The sequence below is a fragment of the Enterococcus sp. DIV1307a genome, from assembly GCF_050537425.1.
GTDB lineage: Bacteria > Bacillota > Bacilli > Lactobacillales > Enterococcaceae > Enterococcus > Enterococcus faecalis.
This window is the reverse complement of record NZ_CP172914.1, coordinates 2,082,103-2,098,238: the sequence shown is the minus strand read 5'-3', so window position 1 is coordinate 2,098,238 and position 16,136 is coordinate 2,082,103. Positions and strand designations below refer to the sequence as shown.

Here is a 16,136-nt window from a genome sequence, read left to right as displayed (position 1 = left end):
AGGAAAGAAATTATGAGTTCAGGAAAGATTGTTCAAGTAATCGGTCCCGTTGTTGACGTGGAATTTTCATTAGATCAATCCTTACCCGATATTAACAACGCTTTAGTCGTTTATAAAAATGGCGAAGCAAAACAAAAAGTAGTACTTGAAGTCGCTTTAGAACTAGGTGATGGAGTGATTCGTTCTATCGCCATGGAATCGACAGATGGTTTACAACGTGGAATGGAAGTTATCGATACAGGAAAATCAATTTCAGTTCCTGTTGGTAAAGATACATTGGGTCGTGTGTTTAACGTTTTAGGAGACACAATTGACTTAGAAGCGCCATTTCCTGCAGATGCTGAACGTAGTGGGATTCATAAAAAAGCGCCAGCATTTGATGAATTAAGTACCAGTAATGAAATTTTAGAAACAGGGATTAAAGTTATTGACTTATTAGCACCTTATCTAAAAGGTGGTAAAGTCGGACTTTTCGGTGGTGCCGGTGTTGGTAAAACCGTCTTAATTCAAGAATTAATTCATAATATTGCCCAAGAACATGGAGGGATTTCCGTCTTTACTGGTGTTGGTGAACGGACACGTGAAGGGAACGACCTGTACTATGAAATGAAAGATTCAGGCGTTATTGAAAAAACAGCCATGGTTTTTGGTCAAATGAACGAACCACCAGGTGCACGGATGCGTGTGGCCTTAACTGGGTTAACGATTGCTGAATATTTCCGTGATGTGGAAGGACAAGACGTGCTATTATTTATTGATAACATTTTCCGTTTCACCCAAGCCGGTTCAGAAGTTTCTGCCCTTTTAGGTCGGATGCCGTCAGCCGTTGGTTACCAACCAACCTTAGCGACTGAAATGGGACAATTACAAGAACGGATTACTTCAACGAAAAAAGGATCAATTACCTCTATTCAAGCAATCTATGTTCCAGCCGATGACTATACCGATCCAGCGCCAGCAACAGCGTTTGCCCATTTGGATGCAACAACTAACTTGGAACGTAAATTAACCGAACAAGGGATTTATCCAGCGGTAGATCCGTTAGCTTCATCTTCTAGTGCCTTGGCTCCTGAAATTGTTGGAGAAGAACACTACGAAGTGGCTACCGAAGTGCAACATATTTTACAACGTTACCGTGAATTACAAGATATCATCGCTATTTTAGGGATGGACGAATTATCAGATGACGAAAAAGTACTTGTTGGTCGCGCACGCCGTGTTCAATTCTTCTTATCTCAAAACTTTAACGTTGCTGAACAATTTACAGGTCAACCTGGTTCTTATGTACCAGTTGCGGAAACAGTTCGTGGCTTTAAAGAAATTCTTGAAGGTAAACATGACAATCTGCCAGAAGAAGCCTTCCGTAGTGTCGGTAAAATTGAAGATGCCATCGAAAAAGCGAAACAATTAAACTACTAGAAAGGCGGCAAACACAATGGATAGTCTTACTGTGAATGTAGTAACGCCTAATGGTCTAGTTTATGACCACCATGCAAAAATCGTTGTGGCGAAAACAACAGATGGTGAAATTGGTATTTTACCAAAACATGCGCCAATCATCGTTCCGCTAGCGATTGATGAAGTCCGCATCAAACGGACCGATTCAGATACACATGTTGACTGGGTAGCTGTAAATGGTGGTATCATGGAAGTCCGTGATAATGTCGTTTCTATTATTGCCGATAGTGCCGAACGTGAACGAGATATCGATGTACCTCGTGCTGAACGAGCAAAACAACGAGCAGAGCGTTTAATTGAAGAAGCCAAAGCAAAAGATGACCGCGATCAACTACGTCGTGCGACTGTTGCTTTGCATCGTGCAATCAACCGGATCAACGTATCGAAACATGGGTAAAAAAGGCTGAAGGATTCAGTCACTTTTGTAGAGTTTAAGGCGCTTGCTATTGAGTCAGTTGCCTTAAACTCTATTTCTTCGTATTTTTTAATAAATAGTGTCAAATTTTGGCATTTCAAGTGGATTAATTATCGGTTTTTATTATTTTGTGATAAAATGTTCCTACGTTAGAAAAAAGGAGGCTCCTTATGCAATACTATGGAGTAGATGCTATTGTTCGAATCGTTAGTCATCTTATGTTCATTTACATAAGTTTTTGGGCGTTGCAATCATTGCGTATTGAGCAATTTTTCAAAACCCAATTTACACCGCAAATTAGAATGCTGATGGTATTTTTCGCCATCGCTATCGGATACACAGTTAGCTCGTTTGCTTTAGAATTGATTGCGCTTTGTCGAAATCTTTTCATTGTGTATTTTCCTTAAAAATTGAAAAATAAAAAAAGGTACAATTTTTAGTTGAATAATGGTATAATAGTAAAGATTTTGAATAGGAATACCTATTCTCATTTTTTTGGGGGGAACAAAATGGAACAAATTATTGTTCATGGTGGTAATACAAAATTAGAAGGAACTGTAAAAATTGAAGGCGCCAAAAACGCTGTTTTACCAATTTTAGCAGCTACTCTTTTAGCTGAAGAAGGCGTTACTACTTTAAAAAATGTACCAATTTTATCTGATGTATTTACAATGAATCAAGTAATTAAGCATTTGAATGTAGCCATTGATTTTGATGAAGACGCGAATGAAGTAACAATAGACGCAACACAACCTTTAGGGATCGAAGCAAACTATGAGTACGTTAGTAAAATGCGTGCTTCTATCGTTGTAATGGGACCTTTATTGGCTCGTAATGGCCATGCCAAAGTGGCAATGCCAGGTGGCTGTGCCATTGGGAAACGACCAATTGATTTACACTTAAAAGGCTTCCAAGCATTAGGTGCAAAAATCATCCAAAAAAATGGTTATATTGAAGCAATTGCGGATGAACTAATCGGTAACACTATTTACTTAGACTTCCCAAGTGTCGGCGCTACGCAAAACATTATGATGGCTGCTGTTCGTGCGAAAGGAACAACCATCATTGAAAACGTTGCTCGTGAACCTGAAATCGTTGACTTAGCAAACATTTTAAACAAAATGGGTGCCAATGTTATCGGTGCTGGAACAGAAACGATGCGTATCGAAGGCGTCGATAAATTACATGCCGTAGAGCATTCAATCGTTCAAGATCGAATTGAAGCAGGTACGTTCATGGTAGCTGCAGCAATGACTGAGGGCAATGTTTTAATTGAAGAAGCAATTTCTGAACATAATCGTCCGCTAATTTCTAAATTAACTGAAATGGGTGCAATCATTGAAGAAGAAGAAAACGGCATCCGTGTAATTGGACCAAAACATCTAAAACCAACAGATGTTAAGACAATGCCGCATCCTGGTTTCCCAACAGACATGCAAGCGCAAATGACAGCGATCCAAATGTTTGCTGAAGGAACAAGCATCGTGACAGAAACAGTCTTTGAAAATCGTTACCAACACTTAGAGGAAATGCGTCGAATGAACGCTGACTTAAAAATTGACGGCAACATTGCCGTTATTAATGGTGGCAACGAGTTACAAGGAGCAGCAGTGGAAGCCACTGATTTACGGGCAGCTGCCGCATTGATTTTAGTAGGGTTACGTGCAAATGGCATTACACGTGTCTCTAATTTGAAATATTTAGATCGTGGCTATTATGAGTTCCATAAAAAACTTCAAAAATTAGGCGCGAACGTTGAACGTGTCAATGATGAAAAAATTGAAGAAAAACAAGCAACGACAGTAATCTAAAGGAGTCAAACGTATGAGTTCATTTCGTTATATTTTAGTAACATTATTGAAAATTCTAGTGGTCATTTCGTTAGTCATTATCTTATTTGTTGTGGGAACAATGATTGGTTATGGTTTGATTGGAAATGGGAATCCAATGGATGTCTTTGATGAAAAAATTTGGACTCATATTATGAACTTCTTTAAATAAAAACTTATTTTAAGGCGGTGAACAAAAGTCAATTGACGATTGTTCACCGCCTTTTCTTTTTCCTGAATATCTATTTTATTCTATGCTATAATAATAGAAGTAAGATAATGAAGGAGTGGGATGGAAGATGCAAGCAACCGTAACAGAAATAGGCAAACATGCAATCGATGATTCAGAAAAAATGATTATTCTTTTTGGAGAAACTGCTACCGATACCTTGAAGCAACATGCAGTTATTCAATCATTCCCAGAAAAAGACCAAGTTACCTTGGCAGAAGGAGATCATCTGAAAATTGGCGATACAAACTATACAATTACAAAAGTGGGTTCTTTTGCCAATAGTAACTTGCAAAGTATCGCTCACAGCACTTTAATCTTTGCTGATGCACCAACCGATGAGGATGATGTTATCCGAAATGGTGTTTATTTAACGCCCCATCAGTTACCAAAGATAACCATTGGAACAACAATTGATTATTTAGTAAATGGAGCGTGAATCAATGGATAAAAAACAAACGACTGATAAACGCCTGTCTTGGTTTTGGCGTTGGTTTTTAAATAATCAAGTAGTAACAGCCTTACTGATTGTCTTATTGGTGCTGTTAATTATTCTAACTTTTACGAAAGTTTCTTATTTATTTAAGCCCGTCTGGCAGTTTTTCGGCGTTGTCGGCTTACCAGTAATTATGGCGGGGATTTTATATTATTTATTAAATCCGATTGTCGATTATTTAGAGAAAAAACAAATCTCACGTGTCTGGAGTATTATCGGCCTATTTATTTTAATTGTGGCACTACTCATTTGGGGTGGTATTGTAATCGTTCCTAAAATTCGTGAGCAATCTGTCAGCTTTGTGAATCATTTTCCTCAATATATTGATACAATTGATCAAAAATCGCAGGAAATATTAAGTGATCCACTTTTCGCGCAATTTAGAGAACAACTTGAAGCGGCAGGCGATAAAGTTGTCAGCTCGTTAGGTACCATCATTAAAAACGTCTCAACGTTCACAGTACAAGGAATTGGTAATTTCTTTGGGGCGGTGGCTACGATCTTTGTCGCCATCATTACGATGCCCTTTATTCTATTTTATTTACTGAAAGATGGCAAAAACTTAGCGCCATATTTAATGAAGTTTTTACCAGTGAAGATGCGTAAACCAACCTTAAAAGTTCTTGCAGAAGTCAATGATCAAGTCTCTTCTTATATTAGAGGACAATTAACTGTCGCTTTCGCAGTGGCAATTATGTTTATGATTGGTTTTTCTGTCATTGGCTTAGATTATGCAGTCACTTTAGGTATTGCAGCAGGCTTTTTAAATTTAATCCCTTATTTAGGGTCATTTTTAGCCATGATTCCAGCAGTCTTTTTAGGAATTGTCAGTGGGCCAGCTTTGTTAATTAAAGTCTTGATTGTTTTTGCCATTGAGCAAACGGTCGAAGGTCGGTTTATTTCACCACTTGTCCTAGGCAGTCAGTTATCCATTCATCCAGTCACCATTTTGGTTGTTTTATTAACGTCTGGTAAACTATTTGGGATTGTCGGGGTGATTTTAGGAATTCCTGTTTATGCCGCAGCTAAGGTGATAATTACACACATTTTTGAGTGGTACCAAATTGTTTCCGGTTTGTATGATGAAGATAAGCCAGATCAACAAGAATCTACGTAACAAAAGAGACAAGCAGTGAACGAACTGCTTGTCTCTTTTTGATGTAAATCACTCGGAAAATTTAGAATGTTTTACCGTATTCAGTTGCTTTGGTCATGGCAGTATTTAAAAGTTCTTCCGCGCGATCAGGGAAATGATCGATTCCTTCGATGAATAATCCGTCAACTTGCTCAACACCAATAAAGTTTAGAATCGCTTTAATGTATTGAGAAGCAAAATCTTTTCCTTCGTAGAAGCCGCCATTTGATTGGATGTGTAAGGCTTTTTTACCACTTGTTAGAGGTTTTGGTCCTTCTGCAGTATATTGGAATGTTTTTCCAGCAACGTTGATTGTATCTACCCAAGCTTTTAAGCGTGTCGGTACGTTTAAGTTCCACATTGGATTAGCAATTACTACTTTGTCGGCAGATAAAAATTGATCAGTTAATTCATTAAAACGAGCCACTTTTTGTTGTTGGTTTTCGCTTAATGTTTCAAATGCTGCGCCAGCGCGAAGTGCACCCCAAGCAGATAATAATTCTTCATCGATTTCCGGCATGTTTGTTTCTGGTGCATAAACATCTAAAATTTCGATTTCGTCTGATGGATTTGTTTCACGGTATGAAGCTAAAAATGTTTCTAACGCACGAACTGAGCGTGATTCTTCTTTTGTTAATGGATGTGCTTTAACAACTAATAATTTTGACATTGTGTAATCTCCTTAAAATAAATAGTTTAAAAATTCAACATCTCTATTTTACTAATAAAAAGTAAGAGAAAGCAAGTCTTTTTTTTAGATTTAGTAAACTTTTTTTTAAAATGGATCAAAAGAGTAAAAAATAAATAAAAATATTTTTTGGAAAGGCTTGCATATTAAAAAAAAGCATGCTATTATTACTTTGTAAATAAGGATTGTTACTGCTTTGCAGGCAAAACCAGAGTCTTCCATTAACACAATCAGTGGAGGGATTCTGGGCTTTTTTTATAAAAAAGTGAGGTTGCATTCATCATGAGGATTGAAAAAGTTTTAAATAATAATGTCGTGCTTTCAAGAAATGAGCAAGGCGAAGAAATTGTTTATATGGGACGCGGCTTAGCCTTTCAAAAGAAGATTGGAGACACGATCAATCCAGATTATGTTGAAAAGGAATTCGTGTTAAAGGACTCCGCTATGGCAGGGCAATTCCAGCAGCTGTTTGAAGACGTCCCTACCAAAGAAGTAGAAGTCGTCAAACAAATCGTTGATTTAGCAGAAACAACGCTAGCGATTGAGCTTTCATCAAATATTTATTTAACTTTAACGGATCATATTCACTATGCGTTACTTCGAGCCAAAGAAGGAATTGATATTCCGAATCCTCTTGTATTCGAAACACGCAAATTTTATCCTAAAGAATTTGAAATCGCAAAGCAAGCATTAGCGATTATTGCTGAAAAGCTAGGAGTTCAATTTTCAGAAAATGAAGCGGGCTTCATTGCTTTTCATATTGTGAATGCTGAACAAGGAAATGGCAATATGGAAGTTACCATGGAAGCAACCAAGATGGTTCGTGATATTTTAACGATTATTAGTCGCTACTTTGGACAGGTGTTTGATGAAGATTCATTGAACTATCAACGAATTGTTACACATCTTCAATATTTTGCGCAACGTTATTTAAAACAAGAAGCGCATGATGAGGAGGACGAATTTCTTTTTGCATTGGTCCAAGGAAAGTATCCTAAGGCGTTTCAAGCGGTCCAACGTATTAATGAGTATTTATTAAAAAGCTATGATCGACCAATTGATCAAGCGGAAATGATTTATTTAACCATTCATATCCAAAGAGTGGTCAATGATAAAAAAGCATAACAACCAATAATCGCGGATTGTTACTGATAATGCAGGCAAAACCTAGATTGAAAAAACCGATAACGATTTTCGCAGACTGCGCAGCTGTGAAGAGAAGGATCTGGCTCTTTTTCAATGTAGGTTTTTTTGATATTAAAAATTAATGGAAATGAGGATCTAGAGATGAGTAAAAATCAAGAAATTGCAGCACGTGTGTTAAAAGCTGTTGGGGGCGAAGGCAACGTTAATAGTGTTGTTCACTGTGCTACACGCTTACGTTTTAAATTAAAAGATGAAAATAAAGCAGATACAGCTGCATTGAATGCTGACCCAGATGTTATTCAGGTAGTTCAAAGTGCAGGACAATATCAAGTGGTTATTGGCAGTCACGTTAGTGATGTGTATAAGGATTTGATGGCCAACAGTGGACTAGGTAATGATTCTGATAATAGAGAAAAAGAAAGTGGCGGAAATATCTTTAACCGTTTAATTGATATTATTTCTTCTATTTTTACACCGTTTTTAGGTGCAATGGCCGGCGCTGGGGTTCTAAAAGGCTTCTTAACATTGGCTGTAACTATGGGCTGGTTAGCTGACACTTCAGGCGTATATCTTGTTCTCTTTTCGATTGCAGATGGTTTATTTACTTTCTTACCAATTATGTTAGCGTTTACGGCTGCTAAAAAATTCAATACTAATCCCTTTTTAGCGGTTGCTTTGGCGATGGCCTTAGTTCATCCCAGCATTACTGCTTTAGCAGGCAAAACAATTAGCTTTGCTGGTCTTCCAGTGATTATTGGGCCAAGTGGCTATACTTCTTCGGTTTTACCAATTATTTTGGCTGTTTTTGCACAAAGTTATGTGGAACGTTTCTTCAAAAAAGTAATTCCGAGTTTTCTACAAATTATCTGCGTTCCGTTAGCTGTGTTCCTTATTATGGCACCTGTTACCTTCTTAGCTATTGGTCCTATTGGGACGGTCATCGGCGATTGGTTGGGACAAGGATACAACGCAATTTACGCTTTTAGTCCAATTATCGCAGGGTTATTAATGGGTTCGTTGTGGCAAGTCTTGGTAATGTTTGGTATGCATTGGGGCTTTGTACCAATTATGATGTTAAACTTAACACAAGGTGGCGATACGATGGTACCAATGTTATTACCAGCCGTTATTGCACAAGGCGGGGCTGCTTTAGCTGTCTTTTTCCTAACAAAAAATGTGAAACTAAAAGGTTTGGCTTTGTCTTCAAGCATTACAACTATTTTTGGAATTACTGAACCAACTGTATATGGCGTGACTTTACCATTGAAAAAACCATTTATTGCAGCTTGTATTGGTGGCGGTATCGGTGGTGCATTTGTGGCTATGAATCACGTGAAAAACTTTACGTTTGGCTTGGTTAGTATGTTGAGCTTACCTGGGTTTATTCCTGCAGAGACAAAAGATACTGCACCGATGATTACTGGTGCAATTGGTGCCGGAATTGCCTTTATCATTGCGTTTGTCTTAACGTTTGTCTTACGTTTTGAAGATCAACCTAATTCAGAAACAGTAACTGAAAAAACAGAAACTGATAAGATGGTGGCACCTGTAAAAACGAATCAAGAAGACAAAATTATTTTAGCAAGTCCACTTCAAGGTGAAATTTTACCGCTAGAAAAAGTACAAGACCCTGTTTTTGCGTCAGGTGCTTTAGGAAAAGGTGTTGCAATTGAGCCGACTGAAGGCAAACTGTATGCACCCGCAGATGGTGAAATCACCACATTATTTCCGACAGGACATGCTGTTGGCTTGACGACAACAGAGGGCGTTGAATTATTAATGCATATTGGCATGGATACGGTCGAATTAGATGGTAAAGGCTTTGAATTATCAGTGAAACAAGGTGATTCTGTTAAAAAAGGAGATTTGCTGGTTACTTTTGATATTGCTGCCATTAAAGAAGCTGGTTATCCAGTAGTTACACCGATTGTGGTAACGAATACGAATGATTATTTAGATGTTTTGGATATGAACCAAACAGACGTGTTACATGGTGAAGACTTTTTAGCCATTATTAAATAAAAGACAATTGGAGGAGGAACAAGTATGACAACAACGACAAAATTTCCAAAAGGATTTTTATGGGGCGGTGCGACCGCAGCCAATCAATTAGAAGGGGCTTACTTAGCCGATGGTAAAGGGTTATCTGTGGCAGATGCGATGCCGGGAGGAAAACAACGTTTCGCTATTTTAGGAGATGAAGCGTTTGATTGGACGATTGACGAAACGAAATATCGCTACCCTAATCATACAGGAATTGATCACTATGATCGCTTTAAAGAGGACATTGCGTTGTTTGCTAAAATGGGCTTCAAATGTTATCGCTTTTCAATTGCGTGGTCGCGTATTTTTCCAAAAGGAGATGAAACACAACCGAATGAAGCCGGCTTGAAATTTTATGATGCGGTTATCGATGAATGTTTAAGCTATAACATTGAACCAGTAATTACGATTTCTCATTATGAAATGCCACTGCATTTAGCGAAAGAATACGGCGGGTGGAAAAATCGTCAATTAGTTGACTTTTATGAACGTTTTGCGGAAACTGTTTTAACACGTTACCACCAAAAAGTTAACTATTGGATGACATTCAATGAAATTAATTCAGCTTTTCATTTCCCAGCACTTAGTCAAGGATTGGTAAAAAGCAATGGAGCCAATGATTATCAAAACATTTTCCAAGCATGGCATAATCAATTTGTTGCAAGTAGTAAAGCTGTAAAAATTGGCCATGAATTAAATCCAGAATTACAAATTGGATGTATGATTATTTATGCAACAACGTATGGCATTGATTCGAATCCAGTCAATCAAGTTGCTACAATGATTGAAAACCAAGAGTTTAATTATTATTGTACAGATGTTCAAGTTCGTGGTGAATATCCAGCATACGCAGAACGCATATATCAAAAATATGCTGTGAAAGACTTAGTCATTGAAGAAGGCGATTTAGAATTATTAAAAGAATACCCAGTGGATTACATTGGCTTTAGTTATTATATGTCGACTGCTGTCGATGTTACTGGTACTACCAACGATACAGCAGATGGGAATCTTTTAGGCGGCGTTAAAAATCCCTTCTTAGAAGCAAGTGAATGGGGTTGGCAAATTGATCCCGAAGGATTACGAATTGCCCTAAATGAATTATATAATCGTTATCAAAAACCTTTATTTATTGTGGAAAACGGCTTAGGTGCAATTGATAAAGTAGACGAAAATTTCTATGTGGCAGACGACTATCGGATTGATTATTTACGTCGTCATATTGAAGCAATGGCAGAAGCAGTTGCAGACGGCGTCGATTTAATGGGCTATACGCCGTGGGGCTGTATTGATTTAGTCAGTGCTTCCACAGGTGAAATGAGTAAACGGTATGGGTTTATTTACGTTGATTTAGACGATGAAGGAAATGGTACTAAAAACCGTTATGAAAAAAAATCGTTTAATTGGTACAAACAAGTTATTGAAACTAATGGACAAAACTTAGACTAGTTATTGTAATTAAACAAAACAAGATAAGCGTAGTAGGTTGTTGCTTCTGTTCCCGCCGTTTATTAATTTTTAAGCTTGGACCAAAAATCTAAAGTGATTTTTGGCCCAAGCTCTTTTTTGTCAATTTTTCAAAATAGTGCACAATACGTTATAATAGAAACAACTGAGAGGAGCGTTTCTAGTGATTAAGCAATTACAACATCCATTTTTTGTTATTATGGGTCCGAGTGGTTCTGGCAAGACCGCAATTACAAGTAAGGTTTTTCCGAAAAACTATAAAGTTATCTCGCATACTACGAGGAAAAAACGATTGGATGAAGTGGATGGTGTGGATTACTATTTTGAAACAAAAGCAAGTTTTCAAGCCTTGATTGAAACCAATCAGTTAGTGGAGTATGATTTTTACCATGGAAACTATTACGGTGTCGGTGTAGCTGCCATCGTTGAAACAACGAAAGAGCATCCAGCCTATAATGCGTTAACTTTTCCAGGCTTTCAAGCGGTCTTTGAGCGTTTCGGCGAGTCCGTCATTCCAGTTTTTTTTGACGTTTCAAAAGAAAATATTTATCAACGTTTAAAACAACGAGAATCTGATCCTAAAATTATTGAAGAACGTTTAAACCTTTATGATCAAGAAATTCTTATCAAAAACCAATTGGAACAATATCCTAATTATCAACGAATAGATGCCAATGGACCTATAAAAGAGGTCGCTGGCTTGTTACAAGAATGCATCAAACACTATTATTAATCAAGCAACTGGTGAGACAGAATCTAACATCAATTTTGTCTTGCTAGGTGCTTGATTTTTTTTGTAAAAAACTTGCATTCTGAATAGAGAGTGCTATAATGACATGGTGTCATATGACAATGTGTCATAAAAGGGAGGAACACAAATATGCCTACGAATACGTTTTTTCATTTGCCAGAAGAAAAGCAACAACGCTTATTAGATGCTGCGCAAATTGAATTTTCGCGCCATTCTTTACAAGAAGCGTCAATTGCAAATATTGTTAAATTAGCGGAAATTCCGCGCGGTAGCTTTTATCAATATTTTGAGAATAAAGAAGATTTGTATTTTTATTACTTTGCGACATTAAGAAAAAATAGTGAACGAGATTTAGAGAAACAAATTATTGCAGAAAATGGTGATTTAATCGAAGCCATGGATGTCTATTTCTCCAAAATGATTGTCGAAGTGCTAACTGGGGAGAATGCTTCTTTCTATCGGAATTTATTTGTCAACATGGACTATCGTGCTTCACGTCGGGTGACGGATAATTTAGCGACTGGGGAAGAGGAAAAAAATAGGAAACAGAACTGTCATAAGCATAGAGGAAGAAAAGGCCATGCTGCCTATGCAGAACATCTTTATCAAATAATCGATCGTTCGAAATTAACCATTGAAACGCCAAAAGAATTCACATGGTTTATGCAGACGGCGATGCATGCCGTTTTCTCAACAATTGTTGATGGGTATCGTCAACAAAGAGAAAATCCCGCCTATGATTCAACTGAAGCAGTCAAACAATTAAAAATGAAATTAAATTGGTTGAAAAATGGCGCTTATAAGTAGCAAAAAGGAGGAGAAGTTAGTTGATTAAACTAGTCAAACGGATGTCGTTATGGTCGGTCTTTGCAGCGGTTTTATTTATGATCGTGCAAATTATCGCAGATTTATATCTGCCCACATTAACATCTAATATCATTAATGACGGTGTCGCTAAAGGAGATATTAACTATATTTGGAGTACAGGAGTTGTCATGTTAGGCTTTTCTTTGATTAGCATTGTCGCTTCTATTGGAAATACTTTTTTTGCCACCAAAGAATCACAAAGTTTAGGTAAAAAATTACGGACTGATATTTATCGAAAAGTTGAAAATTTTTCTAATAATGAATTTGACAAATTTGGGACAGCTTCGCTAATTACACGAACAACCAATGATGTCAATCAGATTCAAATGGTTATGCAAATGTTTTTACGTTTAATGATTAACGCACCTTTAACGTTAATTGGTGCAAGTTTTATGGCGTATAACAAGGACCCACAATTAACGAAAATTTTTCTATATGTTTTACCAATTATGGCTGTTTTAGTGGGAGGTATCATGTTTTTAGCGGTTCCGTTATTTAAAAGCATGCAAAAGAAAACCGACCGTTTAAATTTAGTTTTTCGTGAAGGACTGACAGGAGTTCGTGTGATTCGGGCCTTTGGCAAAGCAAACTATGAAGAACAACGTTTTGATGAAGCCAATAAGGATTATACACAAACGGCGATTAAAGTGAATACGATTGTCGCTTTGATGATTCCTTTAATGACACTCATTATGAGTGGTACCAATATTGCAATCACTTGGTTTGGCGGTCATTATATTGCGGAAATGCAACTAGAAGTAGGGAACTTAATCGCCTTTATGACTTATGCCATGCAAATTCTGATGAGTTTCATGATGCTATCCATGATTTTTGTCATGGTACCGCGGGCGCAAGCTTCTGCTGATCGGATTAATGAGGTGCTAAATACTGATTCAGAAATCAAAGATGTACCCAATCCAGAACTACTCTCTCTAAAGGGCGACAAAGCAACATTGGCGTTTGAACATGTTAATTATCGTTACCAGCATGCTGAAAACTTAGCACTGGAAGATATAGATTTTTCAGCAAAATCTGGGGAGACGGTCGCAATTATTGGTGGGACAGGTTCTGGGAAAACAACGCTGGTTAATCTTTTACCACGTTTTTATGATGTTGAATCTGGCAAGATTTTACTAAATGGTAAAAACATTAAAGAAACGTCACAGCATAATTTACGAGAAATGATTGGCTTTGTACCGCAAAAGGCTGTTTTATTTACAGGAACGATTCGTGAAAATATGCAATACGGCGCCCCAAATGCGACCGATGAAGAAATTTGGCAAGCTTTAGAAATTGCGCAGGCGAAGGCGTTTGTTTCAGAATTGGCAGAAGGTTTGGATAGTCATGTCGAACAAGGCGGCGGTAATTTTTCTGGCGGACAACGCCAGCGGTTGGCTATTGCTCGTGCTTTAGTAAAACCAGCAGATGTCTATGTTTTTGATGATTCCTTTTCTGCATTGGACTTCAAAACAGATGCTAATTTAAGAAAAGCCTTAAAAGAGCAGATGACGGATGCAATTGTTGTTTTAGTGGCCCAACGTGTAAGTACGGTTATGGAAGCATCGACAATTTTAGTATTAGACGAAGGGAAATTAGTTGGTAAAGGAACGCATGAAGAGTTATTAGCGAATAACCAAACGTATCAAGAAATTGTACATTCTCAATTGAGAGAGGAGGACCTTGCATGAGTAGTCGACCAAAAGGCGGACCAATGGGCGGGGGACCAGGACGCAACATTGGCGCAAAAGGGCCAAAACCAAAAAATTTCTGGAAAACAGTGAAACGTTTATTTCGATACATGTCTAAACGAATGCTGTCAATTATTGCAGTCTTAGTATTAGCAATCGCAGCCGTCGTTTTCCAAATTCAAACACCAAAAGTATTAGGACAGGCAACAACTGAAATTTTTAAAGGCGTCATGAAAGGCGCTGCTGAAATGAAACAAGGCTTAAAAATAACATCTTTTCCAATTGATTTTGACAAAATCGGTCAAATTTTATTAATTGTTATTGCCATGTATCTTATTTCTGCTGTCTTTAATTTCTTGCAGCAAGTAATTATGACACGTGTTTCACAGCGAACAGTTTATGAATTACGTCAAGAATTAGAAGCGAAAATGAACAAAGTTCCAATTTCCTATTATGATACTCATAGTAATGGGGACATCATGTCGCGGGCAATTAACGACATGGATAATATTGCGAGTACTTTACAACAAAACTTAACCCAATTAATTACCAGTATCGTGACATTTGTGGGTGTACTTTGGATGATGCTGACCATTAGCTGGCAGTTAACACTAATTGCCTTAGCAACAGTGCCATTAAGTTTAATTGTTGTGATGGTTGTGGCGCCTCGCTCGCAAAAACATTTTGCGGCTCAACAAAAAAGCTTAGGATTATTGAATAACCAAGTCGAAGAAACCTACGGTGGTCACGTAGTAGTAAAAAGTTTCAACCACGAAGAAAGTGATCAAGAAGTATTTGAAAAAGAAAATGAAAAATTATACCATGCTGGTCGCAAAGCACAATTTATTTCAGCGATCATTATGCCTTTAATGAACTTTATCAAAAATCTAGGCTATGTGTTTGTTGCAGTCCTTGGTGGCGTAAAAGTAGCGAATGGTATGATGGATTTAGGGGATGTCCAAGCATTTCTTCAATATACCAATCAATTTTCACAACCGATTACTCAAATCGCTAATTTAATGAATACAATCCAAGCTACGGTGGCTTCGGCAGAACGTGTCTTTGAAGTATTAGATGAAGAAGAAATGGTGGATGAACCTTCTGGCATACCAGTGGAAACAGATAGTCCTTATCGTGTTTCTTTTGAACATGTTGCTTTTGGCTATTCACCAGAGAAATTATTAATGAAAGATTTCAATTTAAATGTTAAACCTGGGGAAATGGTCGCAATCGTGGGCCCAACAGGTGCTGGGAAAACAACCCTAATTAACTTATTGGAACGCTTCTATGATATTAGTAGCGGCAGCATCAAATATGATGGCGTAGATACGCGCGATTTATCTCGCGAAGAGTTGCGAGCACACTTTTCAATGGTTCTTCAAGATACTTGGTTGTTCACTGGAAGTATCTATGACAATATTCATTATGGTAATGAGCAAGCGAGCGAAGAAGAAGTGATCCGTGCGGCGAAAGCAGCCCATGTGGATGATTTTGTCAGAAAATTACCAGAAGGCTATCAAACGATTTTAAATGAAGAAGCCAGCAATATTTCTCAAGGTCAACGACAATTAATTACAATTGCTCGAGCATTCTTAGCAAATCCAGACGTTTTAATTTTGGATGAAGCCACCTCAAGTGTGGACACTCGAACAGAAATACTGATTCAAGCAGCAATGAATCGTTTATTGGAAAATCGGACCAGCTTTGTAGTTGCTCATCGCTTGTCGACTATCCGTGATGCTGATACGATTATCGTTATGGCAGAAGGTTCAATTGTGGAAACAGGAACCCACGATGAATTAATGGCAAAAAATGGTTTTTATGCTGATTTATATAACAGTCAGTTTTCAGAAGAAGTAGCCTAAAAGGCGAAGCAAAAAAATAGTAATTCATGATAAGGCTTCAGGAACCATAGTCGTAAAGA

The 16,136-nt window shown here is 37.6% G+C and carries 15 protein-coding genes; 14 read left to right on the top strand and 1 reads right to left on the bottom strand.

The features are described from left to right. Nucleotides 1-12: 12 nt before the first annotated feature. The 7 genes from atpD to IGL90_RS10100 all read left to right on the top strand — a co-directional run bounded on the left by atpD (nt 13) and on the right by IGL90_RS10100 (nt 5,544). The gene (atpD, locus tag IGL90_RS10130) at nt 13-1,419 is read left to right on the top strand and encodes a F0F1 ATP synthase subunit beta (RefSeq protein WP_002356558.1); all 1,407 of its coding nucleotides are present in this window, start codon (nt 13-15) and stop codon (nt 1,417-1,419) included. A gap of 16 nt (nt 1,420-1,435) precedes the next feature. Continuing rightward, nucleotides 1,436-1,855: a F0F1 ATP synthase subunit epsilon gene (locus tag IGL90_RS10125; protein WP_002356559.1), complete on the top strand. Its 420-nt coding sequence runs from the start codon at nt 1,436-1,438 to the stop codon at nt 1,853-1,855. 188 nt (nt 1,856-2,043) lie between these two features. Then, a complete protein-coding gene (locus tag IGL90_RS10120) occupies nt 2,044-2,280 on the top strand; it encodes a DUF1146 family protein (RefSeq protein ID WP_002356560.1) in 237 nt (78 codons plus the stop codon). 102 nt (nt 2,281-2,382) lie between these two features. Next, nucleotides 2,383-3,684 carry a UDP-N-acetylglucosamine 1-carboxyvinyltransferase gene (murA, locus tag IGL90_RS10115; RefSeq protein ID WP_002356562.1) on the top strand — a complete coding sequence of 434 codons (1,302 nt, stop codon included), beginning with the start codon at nt 2,383-2,385 and terminating at the stop codon, nt 3,682-3,684. A 13-nt stretch (nt 3,685-3,697) separates the two neighbouring features. Beyond that, nucleotides 3,698-3,874, top strand: a complete 177-nt coding sequence (locus tag IGL90_RS10110; RefSeq protein ID WP_002356564.1) for a DNA-directed RNA polymerase subunit beta — start codon at nt 3,698-3,700, stop codon at nt 3,872-3,874. Nucleotides 3,875-4,001: 127 nt separating this feature from the next. After that, nucleotides 4,002-4,370: a PTS glucitol/sorbitol transporter subunit IIA gene (locus IGL90_RS10105; protein WP_002356567.1), complete on the top strand. Its 369-nt coding sequence runs from the start codon at nt 4,002-4,004 to the stop codon at nt 4,368-4,370. 4 nt (nt 4,371-4,374) lie between these two features. Beyond that, complete coding sequence (locus IGL90_RS10100) at nt 4,375-5,544, top strand: AI-2E family transporter (RefSeq protein WP_002381494.1); 1,170 nt, start codon at nt 4,375-4,377, stop codon at nt 5,542-5,544. Nucleotides 5,545-5,605: 61 nt separating this feature from the next. On the opposite strand, the gene IGL90_RS10095 is transcribed toward IGL90_RS10100, so the two are convergent. Then, nucleotides 5,606-6,232 (bottom strand): FMN-dependent NADH-azoreductase, encoded by a 627-nt coding sequence (locus IGL90_RS10095; RefSeq protein ID WP_002356569.1) that lies wholly within the window; start codon nt 6,230-6,232, stop codon nt 5,606-5,608. 300 nt (nt 6,233-6,532) lie between these two features. On the opposite strand from IGL90_RS10095, the gene licT reads away from it, so the two are divergent. From licT to IGL90_RS10060, 7 genes are all read left to right on the top strand, one after another. After that, nucleotides 6,533-7,375, top strand: coding sequence for a BglG family transcription antiterminator LicT (gene licT, locus IGL90_RS10090; RefSeq protein WP_002359608.1), 843 nt, complete (start codon nt 6,533-6,535; stop codon nt 7,373-7,375). A gap of 162 nt (nt 7,376-7,537) precedes the next feature. Next, nucleotides 7,538-9,418, top strand: coding sequence for a beta-glucoside-specific PTS transporter subunit IIABC (locus IGL90_RS10085; protein ID WP_048737933.1), 1,881 nt, complete (start codon nt 7,538-7,540; stop codon nt 9,416-9,418). A gap of 24 nt (nt 9,419-9,442) precedes the next feature. Continuing rightward, nucleotides 9,443-10,888, top strand: coding sequence for a glycoside hydrolase family 1 protein (locus tag IGL90_RS10080; protein ID WP_048737934.1), 1,446 nt, complete (start codon nt 9,443-9,445; stop codon nt 10,886-10,888). 181 nt (nt 10,889-11,069) lie between these two features. After that, on the top strand, nt 11,070-11,639 hold the full coding sequence (locus IGL90_RS10075; protein WP_002387147.1) for a guanylate kinase: 570 nt from the start codon (nt 11,070-11,072) through the stop codon (nt 11,637-11,639). 147 nt (nt 11,640-11,786) lie between these two features. Continuing rightward, nucleotides 11,787-12,464 carry a TetR/AcrR family transcriptional regulator gene (locus IGL90_RS10070; RefSeq protein WP_002388377.1) on the top strand — a complete coding sequence of 226 codons (678 nt, stop codon included), beginning with the start codon at nt 11,787-11,789 and terminating at the stop codon, nt 12,462-12,464. Nucleotides 12,465-12,484: 20 nt separating this feature from the next. Next, on the top strand, nt 12,485-14,212 hold the full coding sequence (locus IGL90_RS10065) for an ABC transporter ATP-binding protein (protein WP_002374237.1): 1,728 nt from the start codon (nt 12,485-12,487) through the stop codon (nt 14,210-14,212). Continuing rightward, nucleotides 14,209-16,077, top strand: a complete 1,869-nt coding sequence (locus IGL90_RS10060; RefSeq protein ID WP_002359616.1) for an ABC transporter ATP-binding protein — start codon at nt 14,209-14,211, stop codon at nt 16,075-16,077. Before IGL90_RS10065 ends, IGL90_RS10060 begins: the two co-directional genes overlap by 4 nt. Nucleotides 16,078-16,136: the final 59 nt, after the last annotated feature.